This is a genomic window from Bacillus sp. GS3m_15504, from assembly GCF_055825275.1.
This window is the reverse complement of record NZ_JBVVNL010000001.1, coordinates 3,683,080-3,708,893: the sequence shown is the minus strand read 5'-3', so window position 1 is coordinate 3,708,893 and position 25,814 is coordinate 3,683,080. Positions and strand designations below refer to the sequence as shown.

Genomic DNA, 25,814 nt, shown 5'->3' with positions numbered 1-25,814 from the left:
GCATATCTATGTGATATGCCGTGTCAAGGTCAATTTATATAAAAAATATTTGTTATATGCAAAAAACTAAGCAGGAATTTGTTTACGCTTTTTCCGGAACAGCTTCTTGTAGTTTCTCAATTGATTTTTGAATGTCCAAAATCTCTTTCTCAATATGTCGTTTGTTTTGAGAAATGTCTTGCTTCCAGTTAGAAAGTGTATCGTGCATATCGTCTTTTAATTCTTGGAACACTTCTTTACCTTCTGAAGCAGTTTCAACGATTTGACGTTTTAATAATTTTGTATCAGCTGTAATATCAGCTAAAGTCTTTTTAATATCATTTCCTTTTTCTTTTAACTTGCCACGCATGTCTTTGCCAGAAGAAGGAGTTGAGAAGAGAACAGCTAGTCCAGCAACTGCTCCGCCGCAAATGACACCGGTAATAAAGGATTTAGCTTTTGACATAAAAGGAGACCTCCTTATTTTTTGTTCGTATTCATGATGTGAAAAAATATGCATATCTTTAAGACGAGGGAAAGAATAGTACCCAGTCCCCAGCATCTTAAGTGGAGAAACAAGCCGTGCAATATTTAATCACGTTAGGAAAGTGGCTTGTTATGTATGACTTCTTATAATAGTGTCATTATTTCACACTATTTGCAATTGTACTTGCGATGTTTTGTAAATTTTCCATTGTATATTCATTTTGATGTGATTTCCAAACAGCACCGAAACCATCGTTTTCACCGTAGCGTGGAATTAAATGAAGGTGGAAGTGGAACACAGTTTGTCCAGCTTTTTCACCGTTATTGTTAAGGAGGTTAAAGCCAACTGGATTAAACTCTGCTTTAATCGCGTTTGCGATTTTCGGAACGACAGAAAAAATGTGTGATGCGATTTCTGGCGTTAACGCAAAAATGTCTTGTTTGTGAACTTTTGGAATAACAAGAGTATGTCCTTTTGTTACTTGACTAATATCTAAAAATGCAAGCACATGTTCATCTTCGTATACTTTTGAGCAAGGGATTTGCCCGTCAATGATTTTGCAAAAAATACAATTATCCGCTGTATGATTCATTGATCTCATCCTTTCAAATATCCTTAGCCGTATTTTACCATAATTACATAAGAGAACAAACACGAAAAACAGGAAGCTGACTCAGCTTCCTGTTTTCTGAAGAGGGATTGAAAAAGCATTATCGTAATTTACGTTTCGCAGACACCTCATTTATTTTAAGAAATGCACGGTAAATCGGCTAAAGTTTCTGCCGTAGACACCCCATTTTCAAGTGAAATGAATTGCAATCTTTTTAAATGAAATTGTTTACTTTTTAAAACAGTATATGCTCTTTCGGAGACACCCCGTTTCGAAAATAAAACAAATAATCTGGTTATGTGTAAATTCCTTTGTCCAACTTGGACACCCCATTTCATGATGACTTCACTATGTTGTTGTACTCATCAATAGGTGGTTGCTTTTTCAATGTGTTCCTTCTTCCTTAATTATGATGTCCGCTTTCGTAAAAATATATGCGAACAAATTTTAATTTTTTTTGAATGCATCGATACTATGTAGTACAGCGTAATTTTTGGTAAGATGAATATAGAACGAATATAAATGAAGAAAGTGGTGTCGTATGAGCGAGTTATTGCGTGTAGAAAATGTTACAGGAGGATATACGAAACGACCTGTATTAAAAGATGTTTCGTTCTCTGTGAATAAAGGTGAACTTGTCGGCTTAATCGGTTTAAATGGAGCGGGTAAAAGTACGACGATTAAACATATTATCGGTTTAATGGAACCGAAAAAAGGAACTGTCACAATTAATGGGAAAACAATTCGTGATGATATGACAGCGTACCGTTCTAGTTTTTCGTTCATCCCAGAAACACCAGTATTATATGATGAGCTAACGCTAGAAGAACATTTGAAGTTAACAGCGATGGCGTACGGTGTTGAGGAAAAACAATATGAAGAACGCGTAGGACAACTATTACAAGAATTTCGCATGAAAAATCGTTTAAAATGGTTTCCGTCTCATTTCTCAAAAGGGATGAAACAAAAAGTAATGATTATGAGTGCGTTTTTAGTGGAGCCATCTCTTTATATTGTGGACGAACCGTTCGTTGGGCTTGATCCGTTAGCAATTCAATCACTCCTTCAAATGATGGATCAAATGAAAAAGAGCGGTGCAGGTATTTTAATGAGTACACATATTTTAGCGACGGCAGAACGTTATTGTGATTCATTCATTATTTTGCATCAAGGCGAGGTAAGAGCGAAGGGAACATTATCTGAACTGCAATTACAGTTTAATATGCCAGGCGCAACGTTAGATGATATTTATATTGCATTAACGAAGGAAGAAGATTATGAATAGCACAGCGTTATGGAAAGAACGATTTCGTCACTTTTTACAAGAAGTTCGTACATATAGTAAATACGTATTTAATGATCATTTAAAATTTATTTTCGTATTCATCATCGGCGCAGGAGCGTATTATTACCAGCAATGGTTACAAACGTTAACACCTTCGTTTCCGACTGCGCTCGTTATGGCAGTGTTACTTGGACTCGTATTAACAGCCGGATCTATTCAAACGTTATTAAAAGAAGCAGATCTCGTTTACTTACTGCCAGTTGAAGAAAAGTTAAAACCGTACTTCACAAAGGCATTTCTTTTTACGTTTATGATTCAGTTATACATAATCGCCATCGTAGCAGCAGCGCTTGCCCCGTTATACTTCCAGCAAATGAAGCAAACAGGAGCGGCTTACATATGGATTGTAATCGCGTTTGTCATTGTAAAAGCGTGGAATTTATTTGTAGCATGGGAAAAATCATTCTTAACAGACCAAAATATACAAAGAGCCGATTGGTTCATTCGATTTATTTTAAACGCCGTATTTGTTTATTTCCTTGTGGAACGTACTTCCGTTATGTTTATTGGTGGAATCGTCCTTCTCATGGTGTTATATCTTGCGATCATGCATCAAATGGTGAAGGGAAAACCACTAAACTGGGAGTATTTAATTTCTGAAGAAGGTAAAAAGATGATGCTGCTGTACCGCATCGCGAATATGTTCGTTGATGTACCAGCATTAAAAGAGAGAGTAGCACGTAGAAAATGGCTTGATGTCATTCTTTCGATGGTTGGCGAAAAGCGTACCTATTTATACTTATATACGAGAACTTTCTTAAGATCTGGTAACTATTTCGGCTTATATGTGCGCCTGCTCGCTCTTGGAGGAGTTATTCTGTACTTCATCCCGTTTTTATATGGACGATTTATCGTAAGTCTTATTTTCTTATACTTAATTGGTTATCAGCTATTAACTTTATGGAAACATCACCGCATGAAGATTTGGCTTGATTTGTACCCAGTAGGGGGAGAAGAGAAGAAGAAAGATTTTCTTATTTTACTAAATGCGATCCTTATTACAGGTAGTATTATCTTTACAATCATATTTCTACTAGCGACGAAAGATTTCATGATGACAGGAATTTTACTAGTCGTCAGCATAGTATTTAGTATCGGTTTCGTTTATCAATACGGGGCGAAACGAATTGAGCGTTTAAATTGAAGGGAATGAACCTATGATTACATATGAAGAAAAGGTTATAAAAGAGCTGGAGCAGTGGAAAGCTACATTCATGAAAGATTCTTCTATGATGACACGGTTCTCAAAGAAAGTGCAGACGAAAGTACAACAGCTTATTCCGGCGAAAGTGCAAAAAGTATTAACAGAAACGATTCGGATGATGGTACAAACAATTAGTGCCGGATCAAACTTTATAAAGCCGAAATTAAAAGAGACGAACTGGTCATTGCAAAGACGAGACGATGAAGTACGTAAAAAAATGGATGAGTACAAAAAAATAGCAGCGGCAGAAGGAGCAGGGACGGGAGCAGGCGGTATTCTCCTTGGCCTTGCTGATTTTCCGCTTTTACTAGGCATTAAAATTAAATTTTTATTCGATGCAGCAACGTTGTACGGATTTGATACGAGCGATAAAGAAGAGCGCCTTTTTATCCTTCACGTTTTCCAACTTGCCTTTTCAAGTGACGAACACCGAAAAGAAATATGGAAAGCCATCGAAACATGGGATACAGAAGAAGAAAATCATATGGACTGGGAAAAGTTCCAAACAGAGTACCGAGACTATATCGATTTAGCAAAAATGCTTCAGCTCGTACCAATAATCGGTGCCCCGGTCGGCGCATATGCGAACTATCAATTACTGCAAAGACTTGGGGAAGTAACGATGAATTGTTATCGTATGCGATTGTTAAATAGGAATTAAAAGGAAGGCGTCCTACATGTGTAATGTAGGACGCCTTTTTTTAGAAGCCAAGTCCGATATAGCTAACGCCAACTATAATCAATACGACAAAAAGCACAATGATTAATGAAAATCCGCTCTTACCAGCTTGTCCAGCTTCACCACCGCCGTTACCGCCACTACCACCTTTACCACCAAGTCCCATATGCTAGCCTCCTTATTGTTATATATTGCTTTTGTTTTATATTTTTCTTCATTTACCAATAAATTCCTTCTGGAGCACTAACTAACTTGAAAATCATTTCGTTTCATTTTATAATTTACTTACCGACCGGTAAGTAAAAAAAGTGAGGTACAGTATGACAAAGAATTTACAAACATCGCAAAACATTGTAGAGGCGTCATTTAAACTTATGGCAGAGCATGGCATTGAGAAGATGAGTCTTTCCATGATTGCGAAAGAGGTAGGTATTTCAAAACCGGCTATTTATTATCATTTCTCTTCTAAAGAAGCGTTAGTAGACTTTTTATTTGAAGAAATTTTTTCTGGGTATCATTTCGTGAGTTATTTTGATAAAGAGCAATATACGAGAGGGAATTTCGCAGAAAAGTTAATCGCAGATGGTTTACATATGCTCTCTGAGTATGAAGGACAAGAAGGAATACTACGTGTCATAAATGAATTTATCGTAACTGCGGCGCGAAATGAAAAGTATCAGAAACGCTTATTTGAAATACAAGAAGAGTTTTTAAATGGTTTCCACGATCTATTGAAGAAAGGCGCGAGACTGGGCGTTGTGTCACAACATGCAACGGAAGAAAACGCTCATACGCTAGCGCTCGTAATTGATAATATGAGCAATTACATGCTCATGGGATTTCAGTTAAAGTATAAAGAAATTTGGATTCGAAATGTGAAAAACGTCATGAAGGAGGAATAAAAGTGAAAATGCAAAAAAACTGGTGGCTCGGTTTTCTTGGATTTATTGGGGTGTATAAAATTCCAGACATGATAGAAGCTTTTCAAGCGGATGGAAATTGGATGAAGTTAATCGGTTTCATTTGGCTACTTTGGTTCGGATATTTTATACCTGAGAAGAAAGAAGATTAAATTTCAATTTTCTGTAAGGTTATGTAAAATATAGATTGAGACTATTCATATATTAGATTACTAGATTTGGAGTGGTTACATGGATCCATTGAAAAATGAAATTCACCCTGACATGGTCAAGGTGTGGAAAGTTCGGGCTGTAATAGAAGAAGGGATCGGTATTCTCGTCATGTTAGCTTACCTTTTCCTCATGATAAAGTTTGATTGGTGGGCGTGGATTTTGTATGTGATGATTGGGCTAACAGTTGTGTTCGCACCATTTTCGTACTTTTTATTCCCAAAACTACGTCAGCGTTATTACAGCTACCAACTAAATGAAGAAGAACTTGAAATTCAGCATGGCCTTTTCGTCGTAAAGCGCGTATTAGTACCGATGATTCGTGTACAGCATGTGACGATTGAACAAGGGCCGATTATGAGAAAATACGGTTTAGCAGAATTACACATTTCAACAGCAGCAACTTCTCACAGCATCCCAGGCTTAACGATGTATGAAGCAGAAATGTTGAAAACGAAAATCGCAGAATTAGCGAAAGTGAGTGATGAGGATGTATAAGAGACAGCATCCGATCACGATGTTATTAGAATTAAAAATAAGAGATTTTATACCATTTATTATTTTTCTCCTTAGTTTAAAAGGAAAATTCCCATTTTGGTATTTAGTTCCTATCGGTTTTGCGGTAATCACGATTGTTTCAGCTATCGTAGGCTGGTATTACAAAGTATATTGGATTGAAAATAACGTATTACATGTGAAACAAGGTCTCTTTGTGAAGAAGGAGAGCTACTTAAATAAAGAACGTGTTCAAACAATCAATACAAGCTCTAACGTGTTATATCAAATGCTTGGCTTAAAGAAAATCCAAATTGAAACAGCTGGCGGGGGCGATGATGCGGAGGTTAGCTTAGCTGGTATTACAGTAGAAGAGGCAACTGAGCTTATTGCTTTGCTAAATGAGCCAACTCCAGAAGTGAAAGCAGAAGGAACGCTAGACGAAAAAGCGGAACATGCAATAGAAAAAGAAATCGTTACAGAAGAAAAACAAACGACAGAATATAAATTGACTTGGAAAGAAATTTTACTAGCATCTGTTACATCGGGTCAGTTTGGGCTATTATTCTCGTTAATCTTTTTCGTGTATCACCAAGTAGAGGAGTACATTCCGAAATGGATAGAGAATAGCGTAAAGTCGTATGTAATGGAATATGATATATACGGCTGGATTTTCATGGTAGTTATTTTGCTCGTCCTTTCGTGGATTATATCTACAATCGGTTATGCGCTAAAACATGGAGATTTCACAGTAAATCGAAGAAATGACGAAGTCCGCATTTCACAAGGATTACTTGAGAAAAAAGAACTCGTCTTAAAGTTACATCGTATTCAAGGAATTACGATAAAAGAAAGTATTTTACGTCAGCCATTCGGCTATTGTGCTGTGCAAGTAGAAGTGATTCAAAGTAAGGGAACGGATGACGAAAAAGAAAAAGTTACACTGCACCCAATCATTCGAAAAGATCGAGTACAACAGTTACTCGGGCATTTACAATTACCATACGAACTGGATACAAATATTATTTCATTACCAAAAGCAGCATTACGCCGCTATCTCATTGATAGCTTCATCTTTTTCGCAATGCTAGCTATCCCGCTTATTGGAATAAGTATATACTTTGAAAAGCACTTCATCATGTGGGCACTAATTCCGCTCACGATCCTCATCTTTACACTTGGTTACGCAACATTTAAAACAAATGGTTACAGTGTAAACGGAGAGCAAATTACACTTGTATATCGCAGCGTCGGAAAATATACAGGACTTATTAGAAGAAGACACGTCCAATCGATGGAAAAGACGCAATCCTATTTCCAGCGCCGTGCGGATTTATGTACGTATAAGTTTTCGAGCGCATCATCGAGTTATAAATTAGAGCATACGAGAGTAGAAGATGCGGAGAGAATGCAGAATTGGTATAAGAAGAGAATAAGTGAGAATTAAGTGGAATGGCTCGTCTTTTGCGGAAGGCGAGTTATTTTTCTATGTAAAAATGATAGGAAATAATGAATAATATATGTGACGCAAAAAAAGTGAGGTGAGCAGGATTGGGGAAATTTTTAATTCCGTATTCCCATTCTTTATTAAGCTTATTTATTTCAATGACGATAATTCAAATATACGATGAAAAGGGGATTTTTGAAGGAGAGCTATTTTCTATTTTTACGAATCTTTTTATTGCTATGGCCCAAATGTTGGCCGCTACTTTAATAGTTGGAGTCCCTGTTGTTTTAGTTGGATGTCTTCTTGGAGAGATATTGTTTAGGTGCGTTATTTTACCTATAAAGCTACATTTTATCCCATCCTTAATTTTATATATTCTTTTAGCCATAAGTATTGTTTTTTGCTATGAAGTTATATCTGACGGGGTTCCTACAACATATGAAAATACTCGTATTATTAAAATGATGTACTTTATGGGATTAACTATAATTTGCTCTATTACATTTTTAGTAAGTAGGACTACATATGAAGGAAAATAAGGTGATTATATGAAATACACTTGTCCATGCTGCGGATATAAAACATTAGAAGAAGAACCACCAGGTACATATGAAATTTGTAACATATGTTTTTGGGAAGATGATTCTGTTCAATTTAAAGAGCCTGACTATGAAGGCGGGGCAAATGAAGTTTCGTTAAGACAAGCGCAGGAAAATTTCATTGTGTTTGGTGCCTGTGAAAAGCGATGTATTGAATTGGTTAGAAAGCCGACTAGTGAAGATGTGAAGGATGCTAGTTGGAAGCAAATTTGTTAAATAGCTTTAAATAAAAATGTTATTACTCAATTTAACAAGAGTAATAACATTTTTTTATGCCATGATGAAAGAATGAACGCCGCCTTGTAAAATAAAAAAGAAATAAAATTTTCGTCTTTGGAGACAACTAATTATTAATTTGATGATTCAGCTGATTTTTTTATGTAGTTATTGAAAAACACTATAGTTTCTAGAGAGTGAACAGAGATTTTGAATTGATTTAAAGTTGACGGAACAAAATAAAACGAATTGAGCAAAAAAACTTGCAAAACTAAAAGGGGAGTTGTATATTAATTGACGTATCAAATATTGATGTATCAATTAATGTTTTAATAAGTAAGAAGGGGGAATTTTTGAAAACATGTTATTCAGACGATGTCGGAACTTTATATAAACTACAAGGTTAAAATGAAGATATAAGAAATTTATGTAAATATCGTTAAGTTAGGATACATGTTGCAAGAGTTAAAAAACAGACAAGTAAAAGCATGGTATGCACATGGATATGATATAAATCCAGTCGGGACTATACAGAGGAAAGTATATCTGTAACCTTTGGATTGGAAAAAGAGTGCTATGTACTAGTTATATTTCTATCTGTCGGTAAAGCAACCGACAAAGGATATGCTTCAAGCGGTCTCTTTGTTGATAGAATTGCACAATGGAAATAGTCTAAAATTGATATTAGGGAATAGAGGGGGCGGAATAGTGTGGAAATCATCGCAGCTATTTTAGTCGGGATCGTAGCATTAGAACATTTATTTATCATGATCCTCGAAATGTTTTTTATTAATTCAAAAGTGGCAAAACGTGCTTTTAAATTACCGGAGCATTTAGAAGGAGATCGAAACGTAGCCATTATGTTTGCAAACCAAGGTTTATATAATGGATTTTTAGCTGTTGGTCTCATTTGGGGACTTATACTTGGGCTCAATTCAATTGGCTATATGGTTCAATTATTTTTTGTAATGTGTGTGGTAGTAGCAGCTCTTTTTGGCGGTTTCACATCTAATAAATCAATTATTGTGAAACAAGGACTTCCAGCTATATTAGCGTTGATTGCCCTTTTAATTGTGATATAGAACCAAAGCGTTTGAATAAAAAAATTCATTTTTGAAAAATACGCTATTCTTTCTGTAGGCTCATAGGAAAGAATAGCGTATTTTTTCATTTTCATATCCTTCAACTTAAGAAGTGTATAACATGCGAAAATAATAACTTTGTACCTTTTCACTTAGAAATGTAAATCCCCTCTTTTTTTTGCGTAATGAGTATGAAAATACGTATTACATCAAGGATTGGAACCGAATTAACGCTTTAAAATATAGAAAGTGGGGAAAATAATGTAAAAAACTATTGTATGTTTAAAAACCTTGTGTTACATTTATGTTACAAATAAGTTACAGGATGTGACTTTTGTTACGTTTTATTTTCTATTGTTTTTCGATATGTTACGAATTAAGGTGCATATCCAATCAACCGAGAATATATAAAGTTAAAAAACTACCAAAATAAAAATAGTTTTCCTATGTGTATAAGAGTGTGTGTAGTAAAGAGCCTGGTGAGAACTTTACGCACATTATTAAAATTCCTTTCTGTCTTAAAAGAAGAAGAAAACCAACTACCAACTATTTAGGGGTTTTAAGTAATGATAGTAAATGAAATGTACTTCCTTTCCCGCACACAAAGTACATATTTACTTTCAGTCTAATTACTACACAGACTTTTATACATATGACGTTATTGTTTTAGGAATGCATAGGGGGAGAAACATTGAGGAAGTTATTAACGGTAATTGGAATTACATTTTTAATGTTAGCAGGATGTAGTAATGGAGATTTTGAAAAAGAAATAGATGCAGGGAAGACCGCGTTAACGAATAAAGAATATAAAAATGCCTTATCATCATTTGAGCGAGCGCTGGATGAGAAAAAAGACGATTCAGGTGCAATAGTGCTTGTAGAACAAACGAAAATCATGATGGAAGCAGTGAAGTTAAAAGAAGAAAAAAAGATAGAAGAATCAATTCAATCATTTGAAAAAGTAGAGAATATGAAGGATGGAAATACTACACTGATAAAGCAGGCCAAGAAAGAACGAACAGCATTACTAGCCATTTTAGAACAAAAAAAGAAGTATAGCGAGCAACTGACGAAAAGTGAAGAGCTAATAAATAAGAAAAATTATGCAGAAGCGAAAGAGACATTAAATAAGCTAGTTTTAGAAACAAAAGATAACAAGAACCTTGAAGAATATAATAAAAAAGCAGTAGGATTAGTTACGAAAATTGGTGAAGAAGAAAAAACTGAAAAGAGTAAAGCGACAGCGAAGGCACAAAAAACAAGTGCAGTAACGAGTCAAAAGGTAGTAACAGAAAAGAATCAAGATGCATTTACTTTTGAGAAAGCGAAAGAATATATTAAAAATGAATATAAAGAAAACTATGATTACACGCTAGAAAATACGCAAGTAGAGAATGGAAAGAAATATTATCAAATTAGAGTGCGTACGACATATAAAATAGAAGGGGCAGCTGGATCAGGATTTACTGGTGTATTCAAAGTATTTGAAGATGGTACAATTGTTGAAGTGCACTAAGTTGATGGAAAGAATAAGATACAAAACCGTAACAAAAATAGAGATAAAAAGAAGGTATCCTCTCAAGTACGAGGATACCTTTTTACATTTATGACTAATCTTTAATTATTAATCCCAATAAAGATGCAAACTGAATAGCTTGATATGGTGATACTTTACATCCTCTTAGGTCGTTCACTGAAACGGTAAGTGTATCAAAAGTAGAGGAACTAATATCTATTCCTTTTAGTGATGTTTGATCAAAATTTGCTTCGTCAAGGCTGCATGAATCAAATTCAACCTTCTTTAGCTTACAGTCAAAAAAGTCTGCATTATTTAATGAAGTTTCATTAAATATAATCTTTTCTAGCTTAGAATTTCCAAATGAGGCTAAATTCAAAATTGAATTTTCAAATTCAACATTCCCTAAGCTAGATTCTGTAAAATTAACTCCAATTAATTTACTGTTTTTAAATTCGACTCTGTGAACAGAAGAATTGCTTAAATTAACATTTGATAAATCACAGTTCTCAAAACAAACATCTGTAATATCGATATTGCTAAAGTCTGTATTCGTGAACTTACAATTTTTTATCACTGCACTATATAAACGCACTCTATCGACAGATTCATTTTCAAAAGTAGAATCGATAATTTCACACATTTCTAATGTTGGATCTTCTTCATAAAAAATATCGTGAAAACTCTTTAAAGATAACTCTGGCGAAATTTTTGGTCTATCAATTTTCATATTATAACCTTCTTTCATTGAATTAGTTAGCTAGAAAAAATAGTATGTCCTATAGAAAAAGCTGTGTAGAAATTCTCTCATTTTATAATACGCTTTTATTAATTTGAGCAATAAAAGTTAACGGTTTATTTCACGTTGCAGTATTTCCAAAAACAACGATACGTGATAGCTATCTACTGTTGCATGATCTATTTTTTATTACCCTTCTATTAACTTTAACGATAAAATAATAATGTCTCCCTTAAGAGGAGAGTCAAGAATAAGGGGGCAATATAAATTGGAAAATTTATTTTCTATTGGTGAAGTTGCTAATATGAAAGGTGTTACAATAAAAGCTTTAAGATATTATCATCAAACAGGTATTCTTATCCCCGTATACATTGATACAAAAACGGGTTATAGATACTATTCGGTAGATCAATTTGTTTATATTGATATAATTAAAGTTTGTAGAGCTTTAGGAACGAGTACGAAAGAACTGCAACAAATTTTTACTGAAAAGAATATGGATGAATTATTAAAATTTTTAGCATTAAAAAGAGAAGAAACTGAGCAAAAAATAAAAGAGATGCAAGCAGTCATTCATACGATTGATAAACTAGATAATAGTGTACAAGTCGCTAAAAAGGTATTAGTACATAATCAAATAACAATACAGTATTTTGAGCAACGTTATATCGTTACTGCTCCATGTAAAGAAGTGGGTAATTTTAAAGAATTCCTTTATTATTCAGATGTAGATAAAATGATTCAGGAGAGAAATTTAGAAACAACGATGGAGATTGGTATAGCATATAGCATTCATTCAAAATACAGGTTTGAACCAAAGTATGCTTTTTCTGTGTTATGTAAATATGATTACATAGAGAACGAGCAAAATATAGATATATTACCAGAAGGTAACTATTTGACACTGGCCTATAAAAAGAATAATAAAGAAGAAAGTATGGAGAAATTAAAAGATTATATAGAGAAAAATAATGTAACAATCAAAAATTGCATTGAAGTGGAATTGTTAGATGAGTTTTTTAGTACGGATTCTTACAGTTGCCAAATGCAATTGCTTATAGAGAAGGAGTGAAAACGCACTTTAGAGCATACTCAGAAATAATATAAACGAGAAGATGATGAGTACAATTGTTGAAAAAGCATCCTCAAAGTATGTGAGGATGCTTTTTTAGCATAAAAAAGGCATCTAGCAAAAGTACTAGATGCAAATAAAAACACAAGGGAAGACAAAATTCTTCCCTTTTCCCGTAAGTAATTATATCAAAAAATTTATAAAAAACTAGCTTTATTTTTAATATAATTGATATGTGAAGCTATGAAAGTATAAGATTACACTATTTTTGTAGTGTTTTGTTGAAAAAAGGAGCCACGTATATGATTAATTTTAAACCAGAAAATTTGAACCAACTATTAAAAGTGATGCTCATTAGTGCGAATAAGTCTTATGATGCGATTCAAGAGTATGAATGTACGGGAGAAGCAGTCATATTCCGTGTAGACTTCGAGTACATTGACGTTTCTCTTATGATTATAGATATGTTAGGAAGATCGGCGGCTAGATTTAACATTTTGCCATTTGCTAAGCCAGATACGAATGAGATAGATTACATTCAGTTTCAAGTGTATGCCATTAATGAAGGGAATTTTAAAGAAGTAATGGACACGATGTAAAAAAACTATAATTTTACAAAAATGTATATAGCAACTAATATATAAGTAATAAATTCATATAATTGGAGTGATGAGATGCAGCCGTTAGAAAGGGAGATTCATTCTAATATGCTGAAAGTGTGGCGAATTCACGCTTTAATTGGGGCGGCAGTTATACTGGCAGTCGTAATTGCGTATTTCTTTTTTATGATCAATTTTAATTGGTGGGGGTGGCTGTTCGGATTATTAGTAACAGCCGCTATTACATTTATCCCGCTCGATTATTTTGTATTTCCAAATTTACGTCAACGCTATTATAGTTACAGATTAAATGAAGAAGAGATTGAGATTCAAAAGGGAATGTTCGTTGTAAAACGAGTGCTCATTCCGATGATTCGCGTGCAGCACGTAACGATTGAACAAGGACCGATTATGAGAAAGTATAATTTAGCAGAATTACATATTTCAACAGCAGCAACTTCTCATAGTATTCCAGGCTTAACGAAAGAAGAAGCAGAGCAGCTGAAAAGACAAATTGGAGAACTTGCGAAAGTGAGTGATGAGGATGTATAAGAGGCAGCATCCGATCACGATATTATTAGGTATTCGAATTGCGGGTTTATTGCCTTTTATTTTTCTTGTTTTATTTCGATCAGATGGTCAAGTAGAACCGTGGTATTTTTTCCACCTTATTCTTTTGGCTCTATTATTCATTATGGCTATTTTCTCAGCTATAAAATGGTATTTCAAAGTGTACTGGGTTGAAAATAATATTTTACATATAAAACACGGCGTTTTCGTTAAGAAAGAAAGTTACTTAAATAAAGAACGTGTGCAAAATATTAGTACGTCTTCTAACATCATTTATCAAATACTTGGACTGACAAAGTTAAATATTGAAGTAGCGGGCGGCGGGACTGAGCCAGAAGTGATGTTGGCGGGTATTAGAGAAGAAGAAGCGAAGGAACTCATTGCATTATTACATAAAGAAAAAAGCACTGTGAGTGAAGAAGCGCCTGCGGAAGAAGGAAGTAAGACGGTTTATCAGCTAACAACGAAAGAAATTTTAGCAGCATCTATTACATCTGGCAGATTTGGGTTAGTGTTTTCTATGTTAGTCATCCTTTACACAGAGTTTAATCAATTTTTACCAGAATGGCTCATCAATAAAGTAGAAGCGTATGTGATGGATAACGGTGTATATGAATTAATCGTTATGGCGGCGATTTTAATGGCAGTGTCGTGGGTCATTTCAACAGCTGGCTATGCGTTAAAATATGCGAACTTTAAAATAGAGCGAAACGGAAATGAAGTTCGCATCGTGCAAGGATTATTTGATAAGAAAGAGTTTGTGTTAAAATTACATCGCATTCAAGCGATTACGGTGAAAGAGGGAATTCTCCGCCAGCCTTTCGGTTATTGCTCTGTCGAGGTGGAAGTCATTCAAAGTATAGAAGCGGCAGGAAATGAAGTGACGCTACATCCTTTTATGAAGAAAAAAGATGTGCAGCAGTTACTTGCATATTTACAGTTGCCGTATGAAATGGAAGAGAAAATCGTTCCTTTACCGAGGGATGCATTACGTCGCTACGTCATAATGGGCTGGGTTACAAGTGCTGTGCTTGCTGTGCCAATCATCGGTGCGAGTATATATTTTAAACAAAATATCGCGTTGTTCACTTTGATACCACTATTTATTATATTTACGTTACTTGCATACGCTCGGTATACAAGTAGTGGTTATATGATACGAGACAATCAGTTAGTCATGGTGTACCGAGGACTCGCGAAATATACAGGAATCATGCGAAGAAGGCATGTTCAAGCAGTCGGATACAGTCAGTCGTATTTCCAAAAGAAAGACGAGCTATGTACAGCTAACGTGTCAGTAGCGGGGCATCGTTACAAAGTGAAGCATATGCAAAAAGAAGATGCGCTTCGTATATATAATTGGTACAAAGAAAAAGGAAACACCGGCGTGTAACGGTGTTTCCTTTTTTGTGTCATGATTTGTCGATAAGTCGATATTCTCTGTCGAATCGTCGATATATTTCAAAAATCGTTGATATATTTAAAGATACGATAGATATATTCGAAAAATCGCCGATATAATTTCATGTACCGTATTCCTGGAGGAACTACAGTACAAAAAAACCTAAACTAACACGTCAAAAGTAGTCACAAATGACGGACGAGAGAAAATACTCTTTTGCTGTTCTGCATGTGGATGCGCTTGAGATGGAGCTTGTCCTTCTGCTTGGGCAGGACGTTTTTTATGAGCGTTTTCGAATGAACGTGATTCTGTCCAGTCTTTAAAGTTTTGCTCTGTTTCCCACATCGTTAAGATGACATATGTATCGTTACTTAATGGGCGTAGAACGCGGATCGCTTGGAACCCTGGTTCGTTTTCGATAAGGCCTGCGCGGTTTTTAAAACGGTTTTCAAATACAGGGCGACCTTCGTCTGTGACAGAAATGTTGTTACAAACGATATAGCCAGGTTGACCTTTAAATTCTCCAACAGCGTCTAGTACGTCATACTTAAGAGAACCTTCTACAGATTCTTCTGTATTTTCTTTATAAAACATATCTTTTTCATTATTTTTTGCAGTGAAATGTGCTTGTTCTAGAGGTGTTTCGTATGAAATAATAGCCTTCATTTTAATGCCCCCTTACTTATTTGTTTCTATTATATCAACTCTCTTAAAAAACTTCGAAGATTATATACATAAAGATACTTCTTTTTCAAATAATAAATGTACCATCATTTGGAAAGAAGGCCGATGTATGAAGAAAGTAAAGTGGACTTTATTAGGTGGGTTAGCAACGCTTGTATTAGCGATTGTACTTTATAAACTTATCGTGTTAGCTGGTGGCTATATGATGGATGAAAAACAGCTCGTTTTCCACTCTTCATCACGTATCGTTGACCAGAAAGGGAAAGAAATTACGAAATTATACGTAGAAAATAGAGACCTCGTACCAATCGAACAAATTCCAAAATATGTGCAGCAGGCGTTCGTTGCGGTAGAGGATTCTCGTTTTTATGAGCATCAAGGAATCGATTATCCGTCTATATTCCGCGCTCTGTATAAAGACACGTTAGCTGGAGAGAAGGTCGAAGGCGGCAGTACGATTACGCAGCAACTTGCTAAAAACGTCTTTTTAACTCGTGAAAAAACATTTACACGCAAGTTGAAGGAAGTCGCAATTTCCCTTCAATTAGAGCAAAAATATACGAAGCAGCAAATTCTTGAAATGTATATGAATCATATTTATTTTGGTCATGGAGCATACGGTATTCAAGCGGCAGCAAAGTTGTATTTTAATAAAAATGTAGAAGATTTAACAGTAGAAGAAGGGGCAATGCTTGCAGGTCTTCCGAAGTCGCCAAACGGATATTCACCTTATTTCTCTCCAGAGAAAAGTAAGGAGCGTCGCGATCTCGTATTGTCACTTATGCATAAACAAGGCTATTTAACTGCCGAAGAAAGCGTGCGTTATCAAGGAAAAACAATTGCACTATATAAAAACTTAGATGAGAATGAGCTCGCATATATGCCGTATATTGATATGGTCATAGATGAAGCGGCTCGTTTATACGGGTTGTCTCATCAAGAAGTACTCCGCGGAGGATATACGTTTGTCGTACCGATGGATGAAAAAATTCAAAAGGTAGCGTATAACCAGTTTCAAGATGCAAGGAATTTCCCTGGGAAAGAAGAGGGCGCGCAAGGTGCCTTTTTATTAATGGATAATCGTACGGGCGGGATTAAAGCGGCGATTGGCGGAAGAAAGTACGTCCCGAGAGGATTTAATCGTGTTTTTGCGAAAAGACAACCTGGTTCTGTACTAAAACCACTGATCGTCTATGCACCAGCACTCGAAACGAAAAAGTATAATCCGTATTCTTTATTGACGAATGAAAGACATTCTTTTGAAGGGTATGAACCTCGAAACTATAACCGTGAATATTCAAAAGAAATAACGATGTACGATGCGATTTTAGAGTCAGCAAATGTACCGGCAGTTTCTTTATTAAACGAGTTGGGGGTAGAAGAAGGAAAGCAATATTTAGAGAAAGGAAATGTTCACATTGCCGATGCTGGTTTAAGCACAGCGCTTGGCGGATTGAAAAATGGTGTTTCAACATTTGATCTTGTGAAAATGTATCGTGCGTTTTTAGCAAATGGTGATATTATTGAGCCGCACGTTATTGATAAAGTGTTAAATAGACACGGCGCAGTCATTGGAGAATCTCCAAAAGTAGAAACGAAAATTTTCTCGAAACAAACGGCATGGTATATGACGAAAATGTTAGAAGGAGTTGTAAAGGAAGGGACAGCGAAAGCCGGTGTATATAGCGGAGCGTTAGCTGGGAAAACAGGTACAACTTCCTTACCAAATGACGATAATGGGGCGAGAGATATGTGGTTCGTTGGCTATACGCCAAATTTAGTAGGCGCTGTTTGGATTGGTTATGACCGCATAGATAAAGAGCATAAGTTACAAGGAGAAAGTGCGTCAGCAACAAAATTGTTTAAGAAAATTTTAACGAAAGCAAATGTAGAACAGAAAGAGCAGTTTAGGAAACCAGAAGGTGTGGAAACAATCGGTGCTCCAATTCGGCTGCGCAAGATTGAAGATGTGAAAATGAAATTAGCGTTTAGCCCTTTCGGTTTATTTAAAGCGAAATTAAGCTGGACACCACTTCCAGATGAAAGAATTATGTATCGTATTTATAGAGTGGAAAACGGAATTCATACGCACGTAGGTACTGTAAACGGTGCCGGGGAATATGAGGAAAAGTTCGTTAACATCTTTTCAAAACCGAGTTTTTACGTTGTGCCATATAACACACAAACGAATCGCGAAGGAGAAAAGTCAAAAGTAGCTAAACCATAGTTTTTCTCTGTGTTATAATAAGAATGTTGTGAAAATAGTAAGCGTTTTTAAGAATGTTTGTGTCAATTTAATGAACAACGTACATAATATTATGCATTTTGTTTTTACAAGCTGTATAGTAAAAAAAGATAAATATCGAACGTATTCGAAGCATTGTGGTAAGGAAGGGAGCTAGGGTCTTGGTAAGAACTATAAATGAGACATTTTTAAAAGCATGTAGGGGGGAACGTACTGATTATGTGCCAGCATGGTATATGCGTCAAGCAGGTCGTTCGCAGCCGGAATATAGAAAGATAAAAGAAAAGTATTCTTTATTTGAAATTACACATAATCCAGAGTTATGTGCTTACGTTACAAAACTACCAGTTGATCAATATAACGTAGACGCAGCAATTCTTTATAAAGATATTATGTCACCACTACCTGCAATTGGTGTGGATGTAGAAATTAAATCAGGTATTGGCCCAGTTATTGATAATCCAATCCGTTCTTTACAAGACGTAGAAAAACTAGGGGAAATCAATCCAGAAGATGACGTACCGTACATATTAGATACAATTCGTTTATTAACGACTGAAATGCTAGACGTACCGTTAATCGGTTTTTCAGGAGCTCCATTTACGTTAGCGAGCTATATGATTGAAGGCGGTCCATCTCGTAACTACCATAATACGAAAGCGTTTATGTATGCAGAGCCGAAAGCTTGGTTTGCTTTAATGGATAAGCTAGCAGATATGGTTATTACATATTTGAAAGCGCAAATTAACGCAGGAGCAAAAGCAGTTCAAATTTTCGATTCTTGGGTTGGAACAGTAAACGTAGCAGATTACCGCGTATTTATTAAACCAGCAATGGAGCGTATTTTTGTAGAAGTTCGCACGATGGGTGTACCGATGATTATGCACGGCGTAGGAGCTGCACACTTAGTGAATGAGTGGCACGACTTACCGCTTGATGTAGTCGGTTTAGACTGGCGTTTACCAATTGAAGAAGCACGTGCACGCGGCGTTCACAAGGCGGTACAAGGGAATATGGACCCGTCATTCTTACTTGCGCCATGGTCTGTTATTGAAGAACATGTAAAAGGTATTTTAGATCAAGGGATGAAGCAGCCGGGTTATATCTTTAACTTAGGTCACGGTGTATTCCCAGAAGTAAATCCAGATACATTAAAACGTTTAACTACATTTATTCATGAATACTCTAAAGGGCAGTTAGCGAAGTAAAGGAGCATTGCTGTATGAAAAAGAAAATTGGTTTGCTTGTAATGGCATACGGAACGCCATATAAAGAAGAAGATATTGAACGTTACTATACACATATTCGCAGAGGAAGAAAGCCAAGTCCTGAAATGCTGGAAGATTTAACAGAGCGTTACCGTGCAATTGGTGGTATTTCTCCTTTAGCTACTATTACATTAGAGCAAGCTAAGAAGTTAGAGAAGCGTTTAAATGAAGTGCAAGATGAAGTCGAGTACCATATGTATCTTGGCTTAAAACATATTGAACCGTTCATTGAAGATGCAGTGAAAGAGATGCATAACGACGGTATACAAGATGCAATTGCACTTGTTCTTGCGCCGCACTATTCTACATTTAGCGTGAAATCATATGTAGGACGAGCACAAGAAGAAGCTGAGAAACTTGGAAACTTAACTATTCATGGCATTGATAGCTGGTATAAAGAACCGAAATTTATCCAGTACTGGGTTGATGCAGTAAAAAGTATATATAGCGGTATGTCAGACGCAGAACGTGAAAAAGCAGTATTGATTGTATCTGCTCACAGTTTACCAGAGAAAATTATTGCAATGGGCGATCCATATCCAGATCAGTTAAATGAAACAGCGGACTATATCGCGCGCGGAGCTGAAGTAGCAAACTATGCAGTAGGCTGGCAAAGTGCAGGAAACACACCAGATCCTTGGATTGGTCCAGATGTACAAGATTTAACGAGAGAACTAAATGAAAAGTACGGTTATACTTCATTCGTATACGCGCCAGTTGGATTTGTTGCGGAACATTTAGAAGTTTTATATGACAACGACTTTGAGTGTAAAGTGGTAACAGATGAAATTGGCGCGAAATATTATCGTCCAGAAATGCCAAATGCATCGGACGCATTTATTGACTGTTTAACAGATGTTGTAGTAAAGAAAAAAGAATCTGTAATGTAAGAAGAAAGGGGGAGCCTGCTTGAGGAAAAAAGTTGTAATCATCGGCGGTGGCATCACAGGATTAACAACAATGTATCACTTACAAAAAGATATTCGTGACAAGAACTTGCCGATCGATACATTACTGATAGAAGCATCGGGTAAACTTGGCGGGAAAATTCAAACCGTTCGAAAAGATGGATTTACAATTGAACGCGGACCGGATTCTTTCTTAGCACGAAAAGAAAGTGCAGCTAGATTAGTGAAAGAATTAGGTCTTGGCGATGAGCTTGTAAATAATCAGGCCGGTCAATCATTTATCCTCGTAAACAATCGGTTACATAAAATGCCGAGCGGATCAATGATGGGAATTCCAACGCAAATTACGCCGTTTCTATTTTCTGGGCTGTTCTCCCCAATTGGGAAACTAAGAGCTGGTTTTGATCTATTAATGCCAAGATCAAAACCAGTATCTGACCAATCACTCGGGCACTTTTTCAGACATCGCCTCGGAAATGAAGTGGTTGAAAATTTAATAGAACCATTACTATCTGGTATTTATGCAGGGGATATTGATGAAATGAGCTTAATGTCAACATTCCCGCAAATGTATCAAATTGAGCAGAAACATCGCAGTATTTCACTCGGTATGCGTACGCTCGCCCCGAAAGCAGAGAAAGCTGAACCGAAAAAGGGAATCTTCCAAACAGTGAAAACCGGTTTAGAATCTATCGTAGAATCTCTCGAATTAAAGATGCATGAAGGTACGATAATAAAGGGAACTCGCATAGAAAAAGTTGCAAAACAGGGTGATGGCTATGCGATTACTCTTAGTAACGGAAAAGAAATAGAAGCGGACGCGGTCGTAGTGGCAAGCTCACATAAAGTATTGCCATCTATGTTTGCGCAGTACAAGCAATTTCGTTTCTTCCGCAACATTCCATCCACATCAGTTGCGAATGTGGCAATGGCTTTCCCGAAATCAGCCATTCAGCGGGATATTGATGGTACAGGATTTGTTGTCTCTCGAAATAGTGATTACACAATTACAGCATGTACGTGGACGCATAAAAAGTGGCCACATACAACGCCAGAAGGAAAAACGCTTCTTCGATGTTACGTTGGACGACCTGGTGATGAAGCGGTTGTAGAACAAACAGAAGAGGAACTCGTTCAGCTCGTACTAGAAGACTTACGAAAGACGATGGATATTACAGAGGATCCAGAGTTTACAGTCGTAAGTCGCTGGAAAGAAGCGATGCCCCAATATACAGTAGGTCATAACGAGCGAATGAAGAAACTCACAACATTTATGGAGAAAGAGTTGCCAGGTATATACTTGGCAGGTAGTTCTTACGCTGGTTCTGGTCTTCCGGACTGTATTGATCAAGGTGAGAAGGCTGCAAAACGTGTACTCTCTCATTTGGAGAAAGTAATGAATACGGAATTAATCGCACAATAAAGAGAAACGCCTTCAATCATATTGAAGGCGTTTTGTTACTTATTCACCAATAAACATATATAAGTTATTTGGCTTTATAACGGCATCTCCTGCATAAATAACCCATTCTGTTAAGTCATCAAAATCTAAATGATAACTATTTCCTTCACTCATATCTTCTATAAAATATGGTTCATTAATGAGTATTCCTTGAATAAATTCTTCCGTAATATGTTGCATTTCAAACCACATATGCTCGCTTTTACCCTCTTCATAGAAAACGCCAAACTTAGCGAGAAAACGAAACTCCTCATTTGATTGTTCAATTTGAAAAATGTTGCTGAAATACCCGAAAGTATTTTTTGCATTGTAAGCCATACGAGCCGTTTCACTATTTGTTTTATAGAACATGAGCCCTGTAGCTTCCTCGTGTTCTTTGAAAAAGCTTTCGATATATTCTTCTGAAGTATCAAATTTGAACAAGAGAACAGATGGCGATTGATGGTATTCATCTCGGTCATCCATCCCGCCTAAGAATGTGTTTTGTGCATTTATTGGTTGTAGCTTCACTTCTTCATCCTCAATTGAAGATAATTGATCCATACTCGTTTTATGCCCAATATAAGATAAACCTTTTTCCCACGGCACAGCTACTGTATGTATAGAACCTTGCTGACTATGTGCGATAACGATAGGCTCATTCATAGGAACTTGCCCATTTTCAACGGCATTATTCGCAAATGTTTGAAAGAGGTCACCAATGCCATAGTAGGAAGAAATGCGATTTGGAATAATTAATTCTATTTCTGTTACGCCCGCTCTTAAAAGGCCGTGTGTATGAAACCAATATTGCGTAGGCTCGCCTTCTTTATCGTCTTCATAAACAGAATGAATAACGTACAAGTCAGGAATGTCAGGTAATAATTCATTTTCAACGTGATATTCAATATAGCTTCTAGATATTACCTTCATTGCTGCACTTGAATCAATTACGAATAACAAATCTGGCGCAAGGTTCCATAAAAACTGTAACTGCTGGAAAAAGCAATCCAGTACATCGCCTACAAATAGCGTACGAGTGAAAATTTCAGTACCATAAGCCGCATCTTCAAAAGTACGGTCTACGATTGTGGAATCTTGTCTATTGTATAGTTTGTATTCTTCTGGATCATCCGTTTCATCAATATGCAGTTCATACGGTATGACTTTATTATCCATATGTAACTCAACAATAAGGCTTGTCTCATCACTATAAACAATTTTTAACTCATCAACTTTAGTAGCGATATTTTCTAGCCGTTGTTTTAACTGCTCAATTGTAATTCTAGTCGGTATAACAGCAATCATATCTGAAAAATGACGTTCTAATGTTCCATTCATAGCTGCGCGGTATGTTTCTGTTTGCACTTCCATCCAATCACTCCTATTCAAATGAATCCATTTTACATGCCAATTAAATTTCGATATTTCTGTTTTTTCTCTTTCATATTATAAAACGCATTCGTCGAAGGTGTAAAATTATTATTTTGTATTATTGTTTGAAAACGAGTAAATTAGATTAATTTTTTGTAAAACTTGTCGAAATATCATTCTATATAACGAATCATTTGATATGATAGAAATGCTGAGAAAATATGAAATAGGGAGAGGAAAATGGCTGTGAAGAAATTGTTAAGTGTCTTTTTATCATTCATACTATTGCTTTCATTTACTGGAACTTTAGTACAAGCAGAAGAAACTACTTCTATGTCAGTAGAAAAAGCAATTCAAGTATTTAAGCAGCAAGGGAAAACGAAGGGGACAGTGGAAGGATATATCGTTGGATATACGCAAAGTCCTTCTAAGTACACGAAGGATCCGGCTAAATTTGATGATACAAATGTAGCAATTGCCGATTCACCAAACGAAACAAATCCAGACAAGATCATGCCTGTTCAGTTGCCAAAAGGTGACGTGAGAGCGGCAGTGAATGTAAAAGATCATCCTGAAAATATCGGGAAGAAAGTTAGTTTAACAGGGACTCTTGAATTATATTTTAGTAGCCCAGGTTTAAAATCAGTAACAGCTCATAAGTTTCAAGGGGAAGAACAAAACCGTGTTAGTGATGTAGTGGCTTCACCGAATGGAGGAGAAGTTGCAAAAGGAACAGCAGTAACGTTAACAACGAATACAGAAGGAGCAACAATCTACTATACGTTAGATGGCTCAAACCCTACAAATAAAAGCGTTCGTTATAACGGACAAATTATCGTGAATGAAAATAGTGTAGTGAAAGCAATTGCAAAGAAAGAAGGGCTTACTTCTTCAGCAATTTCAACTTTTTCATTTGTTATCGTAAACAATGAACCGGTTCGTATTCATGATATTCAAGGGAAATCACATCTTTCCCCTTACAACGGGAAGAAAGTATACAATGTGGAAGGCGTTGTAACAGCGCTTGATAAAAATGGTTTTTATATAGAAGATAATCAGCCAGATAATGATCCAGCTACTTCAGAAGGTATGTATGTGTACAAAAAAGATACGAATGTAGCAGTAGGAGATCTTGTTCAAGTTGATGGAGTAGTAGAAGAATATGTTGGGCCTGGATATGCAGAAAGGTTTGAAACAGATTTAACGACGACTGAAATTAAAGCGAGCCGCGTTGCTGTAATCGCAAAAGATCAACCTTTACCAGCACCGATTGTACTTGGAGAAAACGGTGTGAAAATTCCTGATCAAATTATCGATAATGATGCATTCGGTTTATTTGATCCAAACGAAGATGCAATCGACTTTTATGAAAGTGTAGAAGGTATGCGCGTGACGATGCCAACGCCAAAAATTATCGCACCTCAGAAAAATGGGAATTTATATGTAACAGTGAAAAATGGCGGAAATAAAGTCGTAACGAAATATGGCACACCTGTATTAGATGAAAATCAATTAAACCCAGAACGTCTTTCTGTAAAAGTACCTCGTGATTACGTAGCGAAAGTAGGGGATACTTTCACTGGAGATATAACAGGGGTAGTCGGATATGATTACGGTTCATTCCGCATTGCGCCAATAACGGAATTACCATCTGTAGTAGACGGTGGATTTAAGCAAATAGGCGCAAATATTCAGCCGCGTCTTGATAAGTTAACGGTTGCTACATATAATATTGAAAACTTCTCGGCGAATAAAAAAGAAACAACAGATGAAAAAGTAAAAGCGTTAGCGTATTCTATTAAATACAATTTAAAAATGCCAGATATTATCGGTGTAGAGGAAATGCAAGATAATAACGGAACGGTTAATGACGGTACAACAGATGCTTCGTTAAGCGCAAAACGTATTATTGATGCAGTGCTAGAAATTCGCGGGCCAAAGTATGAGTATGTAGAAATTGCTCCAAACAACAATTTAGACGGAGGAGCACCAGGAGCGAATATTCGCGTCGGTTTCTTCTATAACCCATCTCGTGTGAAATTAGCGACAGTACCGAAGTTGCTTGATAAAAACGTTGTCCGTATTGGAGACGAAAATCCATTGTTTGAAAGTACACGTAAACCGCTTGCGGCAGAATTTACGTTCCAAGGGCAAAACTTAGTTGTCGTTGCAAATCACTTAAACTCAAAAATAGGAGATGCAACGCCATTTGGAAAAGTGCAGCCGCTCGTATTAAAGAGTGAAGAAAAACGAGTTCAATTAGCACAAGAAGTAAACAATTTCGTACAAGGTATTCAGAAAAAGAACACGAATGCACCAGTTGTTGTGTTAGGGGATATGAACGATTTTGAATTCGCTAAACCACTAAAAACATTAGAAGGAACAATCTTAAAAAATATGCTAAACACAGTGCCGAAAGAAAATCGCTACACGTATATTCATGAAGGAAATGCACAAGTGCTAGATCATATTTTAGTAACAAACAACATCGCACCGCACACAATCGTAGATCCAGTACACTTAAACACAAACATTATGAAAGAGCACGGACGTGTAAGTGATCACGACCCAGTACTTGCTCAAATTGATTTGAAGAAAGCTTCTTAAAGTAGGGGCGCTTAGGGAACTAAGCGTTCTTTTTTGTTTTTGCATCGTCATATAATTACAAAGAAAGAATCCCTTTTTTTGTAAAATGGCGTATAATTAATTGAATATTCATGCTT

At 36.1% G+C, this 25,814-nt stretch carries 26 protein-coding genes and 1 pseudogene; 21 read left to right on the top strand and 6 right to left on the bottom strand.

Features of this window, described 5'->3' with window-relative positions:
* Positions 1-82 precede the first annotated feature (82 nt).
* Positions 83-445 carry a YtxH domain-containing protein gene (locus AC0L0O_RS19530; protein WP_000030300.1) on the bottom strand — a complete coding sequence of 121 codons (363 nt, stop codon included), beginning with the start codon at positions 443-445 and terminating at the stop codon, positions 83-85.
* A gap of 178 nt (positions 446-623) precedes the next feature.
* Positions 624-1,058 carry an HIT family protein gene (locus AC0L0O_RS19525; RefSeq protein WP_001016840.1) on the bottom strand — a complete coding sequence of 145 codons (435 nt, stop codon included), beginning with the start codon at positions 1,056-1,058 and terminating at the stop codon, positions 624-626.
* Between the two features lie 559 nt (positions 1,059-1,617).
* On the opposite strand from AC0L0O_RS19525, the gene ecsA reads away from it, so the two are divergent.
* The 3 genes from ecsA to ecsC are packed head-to-tail and all read left to right on the top strand — an operon-like array spanning position 1,618 to position 4,286.
* Positions 1,618-2,361: an ABC transporter ATP-binding protein EcsA gene (gene ecsA, locus AC0L0O_RS19520; protein ID WP_001292610.1), complete on the top strand. Its 744-nt coding sequence runs from the start codon at positions 1,618-1,620 to the stop codon at positions 2,359-2,361.
* A complete protein-coding gene (ecsB, locus tag AC0L0O_RS19515) occupies positions 2,354-3,565 on the top strand; it encodes an ABC transporter permease EcsB (RefSeq protein WP_001089146.1) in 1,212 nt (403 codons plus the stop codon). Before ecsA ends, ecsB begins: the two co-directional genes overlap by 8 nt.
* 13 nt (positions 3,566-3,578) lie before the next feature.
* Positions 3,579-4,286, top strand: a complete 708-nt coding sequence (ecsC, locus tag AC0L0O_RS19510; RefSeq protein WP_000634131.1) for an ecs operon protein EcsC — start codon at positions 3,579-3,581, stop codon at positions 4,284-4,286.
* A 40-nt stretch (positions 4,287-4,326) separates the two neighbouring features.
* Here ecsC and AC0L0O_RS19505 read toward each other — a convergent pair whose 3' ends face one another.
* A complete protein-coding gene (locus AC0L0O_RS19505) occupies positions 4,327-4,470 on the bottom strand; it encodes a YjcZ family sporulation protein (RefSeq protein ID WP_000522745.1) in 144 nt (47 codons plus the stop codon).
* Positions 4,471-4,624: 154 nt separating this feature from the next.
* Between AC0L0O_RS19505 and AC0L0O_RS19500 the strand changes: the two genes are divergently transcribed.
* From AC0L0O_RS19500 to AC0L0O_RS19460, 9 genes and pseudogenes are all read left to right on the top strand, one after another.
* Positions 4,625-5,206, top strand: coding sequence for a TetR/AcrR family transcriptional regulator (locus tag AC0L0O_RS19500; protein WP_000164861.1), 582 nt, complete (start codon positions 4,625-4,627; stop codon positions 5,204-5,206).
* Positions 5,207-5,208: 2 nt separating this feature from the next.
* Complete coding sequence (locus tag AC0L0O_RS19495; protein ID WP_000783812.1) at positions 5,209-5,376, top strand: hypothetical protein; 168 nt, start codon at positions 5,209-5,211, stop codon at positions 5,374-5,376.
* Positions 5,377-5,455: 79 nt separating this feature from the next.
* The gene (locus tag AC0L0O_RS19490) at positions 5,456-5,932 is read left to right on the top strand and encodes a PH domain-containing protein (RefSeq protein WP_000371363.1); all 477 of its coding nucleotides are present in this window, start codon (positions 5,456-5,458) and stop codon (positions 5,930-5,932) included.
* The gene (locus AC0L0O_RS19485; RefSeq protein ID WP_000278167.1) at positions 5,925-7,376 is read left to right on the top strand and encodes a PH domain-containing protein; all 1,452 of its coding nucleotides are present in this window, start codon (positions 5,925-5,927) and stop codon (positions 7,374-7,376) included. Before AC0L0O_RS19490 ends, AC0L0O_RS19485 begins: the two co-directional genes overlap by 8 nt.
* A gap of 104 nt (positions 7,377-7,480) precedes the next feature.
* Positions 7,481-7,915, top strand: a complete 435-nt coding sequence (locus AC0L0O_RS19480) for a hypothetical protein (protein WP_000514471.1) — start codon at positions 7,481-7,483, stop codon at positions 7,913-7,915.
* Between the two features lie 9 nt (positions 7,916-7,924).
* Positions 7,925-8,191, top strand: coding sequence for a CPCC family cysteine-rich protein (locus AC0L0O_RS19475; RefSeq protein ID WP_000877827.1), 267 nt, complete (start codon positions 7,925-7,927; stop codon positions 8,189-8,191).
* Between the two features lie 492 nt (positions 8,192-8,683).
* Positions 8,684-8,862: pseudogene (locus AC0L0O_RS19470) on the top strand (nitroreductase family protein); the annotation flags it as partial.
* Between the two features lie 39 nt (positions 8,863-8,901).
* On the top strand, positions 8,902-9,273 hold the full coding sequence (locus AC0L0O_RS19465; RefSeq protein ID WP_000402479.1) for a DUF1304 domain-containing protein: 372 nt from the start codon (positions 8,902-8,904) through the stop codon (positions 9,271-9,273).
* A gap of 691 nt (positions 9,274-9,964) precedes the next feature.
* Positions 9,965-10,789: a hypothetical protein gene (locus AC0L0O_RS19460; protein ID WP_001985117.1), complete on the top strand. Its 825-nt coding sequence runs from the start codon at positions 9,965-9,967 to the stop codon at positions 10,787-10,789.
* 94 nt (positions 10,790-10,883) lie between these two features.
* Here AC0L0O_RS19460 and AC0L0O_RS19455 read toward each other — a convergent pair whose 3' ends face one another.
* A complete protein-coding gene (locus AC0L0O_RS19455) occupies positions 10,884-11,519 on the bottom strand; it encodes a pentapeptide repeat-containing protein (protein WP_000687258.1) in 636 nt (211 codons plus the stop codon).
* Positions 11,520-11,796: 277 nt separating this feature from the next.
* Here AC0L0O_RS19455 and AC0L0O_RS19450 point away from each other — a divergent pair, with 277 nt between their 5' ends.
* The 4 genes from AC0L0O_RS19450 to AC0L0O_RS19435 all read left to right on the top strand — a co-directional run bounded on the left by AC0L0O_RS19450 (position 11,797) and on the right by AC0L0O_RS19435 (position 15,162).
* Positions 11,797-12,600: a MerR family transcriptional regulator gene (locus tag AC0L0O_RS19450; RefSeq protein WP_001985134.1), complete on the top strand. Its 804-nt coding sequence runs from the start codon at positions 11,797-11,799 to the stop codon at positions 12,598-12,600.
* 302 nt (positions 12,601-12,902) lie between these two features.
* On the top strand, positions 12,903-13,199 hold the full coding sequence (locus tag AC0L0O_RS19445) for a hypothetical protein (protein ID WP_000606821.1): 297 nt from the start codon (positions 12,903-12,905) through the stop codon (positions 13,197-13,199).
* 75 nt (positions 13,200-13,274) lie between these two features.
* Positions 13,275-13,751, top strand: coding sequence for a PH domain-containing protein (locus tag AC0L0O_RS19440; protein ID WP_001182702.1), 477 nt, complete (start codon positions 13,275-13,277; stop codon positions 13,749-13,751).
* Positions 13,744-15,162 (top strand): PH domain-containing protein, encoded by a 1,419-nt coding sequence (locus AC0L0O_RS19435; RefSeq protein ID WP_473785912.1) that lies wholly within the window; start codon positions 13,744-13,746, stop codon positions 15,160-15,162. The genes AC0L0O_RS19440 and AC0L0O_RS19435 overlap by 8 nt, the downstream gene beginning before the upstream one ends.
* Before the next feature lie 171 nt (positions 15,163-15,333).
* Here AC0L0O_RS19435 and hmoB read toward each other — a convergent pair whose 3' ends face one another.
* Entirely contained in the window at positions 15,334-15,837 is a 504-nt protein-coding gene (hmoB, locus tag AC0L0O_RS19430) for a heme-degrading monooxygenase HmoB (RefSeq protein WP_000644074.1), read from the bottom strand.
* Between the two features lie 127 nt (positions 15,838-15,964).
* Between hmoB and AC0L0O_RS19425 the strand changes: the two genes are divergently transcribed.
* The 4 genes from AC0L0O_RS19425 to hemY all read left to right on the top strand — a co-directional run bounded on the left by AC0L0O_RS19425 (position 15,965) and on the right by hemY (position 21,699).
* Positions 15,965-18,082: a transglycosylase domain-containing protein gene (locus AC0L0O_RS19425; RefSeq protein ID WP_000756262.1), complete on the top strand. Its 2,118-nt coding sequence runs from the start codon at positions 15,965-15,967 to the stop codon at positions 18,080-18,082.
* A gap of 179 nt (positions 18,083-18,261) precedes the next feature.
* Positions 18,262-19,308: a uroporphyrinogen decarboxylase gene (gene hemE / locus AC0L0O_RS19420; protein ID WP_473785911.1), complete on the top strand. Its 1,047-nt coding sequence runs from the start codon at positions 18,262-18,264 to the stop codon at positions 19,306-19,308.
* A 14-nt stretch (positions 19,309-19,322) separates the two neighbouring features.
* Positions 19,323-20,258, top strand: coding sequence for a ferrochelatase (gene hemH, locus AC0L0O_RS19415; protein ID WP_000726793.1), 936 nt, complete (start codon positions 19,323-19,325; stop codon positions 20,256-20,258).
* Between the two features lie 19 nt (positions 20,259-20,277).
* Positions 20,278-21,699 carry a protoporphyrinogen oxidase gene (hemY, locus tag AC0L0O_RS19410; protein WP_001228080.1) on the top strand — a complete coding sequence of 474 codons (1,422 nt, stop codon included), beginning with the start codon at positions 20,278-20,280 and terminating at the stop codon, positions 21,697-21,699.
* Between the two features lie 39 nt (positions 21,700-21,738).
* Here hemY and AC0L0O_RS19405 read toward each other — a convergent pair whose 3' ends face one another.
* The gene (locus AC0L0O_RS19405) at positions 21,739-23,091 is read right to left on the bottom strand and encodes a DUF4026 domain-containing protein (protein ID WP_473785910.1); all 1,353 of its coding nucleotides are present in this window, start codon (positions 23,089-23,091) and stop codon (positions 21,739-21,741) included.
* Positions 23,092-23,331: 240 nt separating this feature from the next.
* On the opposite strand from AC0L0O_RS19405, the gene AC0L0O_RS19400 reads away from it, so the two are divergent.
* Complete coding sequence (locus AC0L0O_RS19400) at positions 23,332-25,698, top strand: DUF6359 domain-containing protein (RefSeq protein WP_473785909.1); 2,367 nt, start codon at positions 23,332-23,334, stop codon at positions 25,696-25,698.
* The last annotated feature ends 116 nt before the right edge of the window (positions 25,699-25,814 follow it).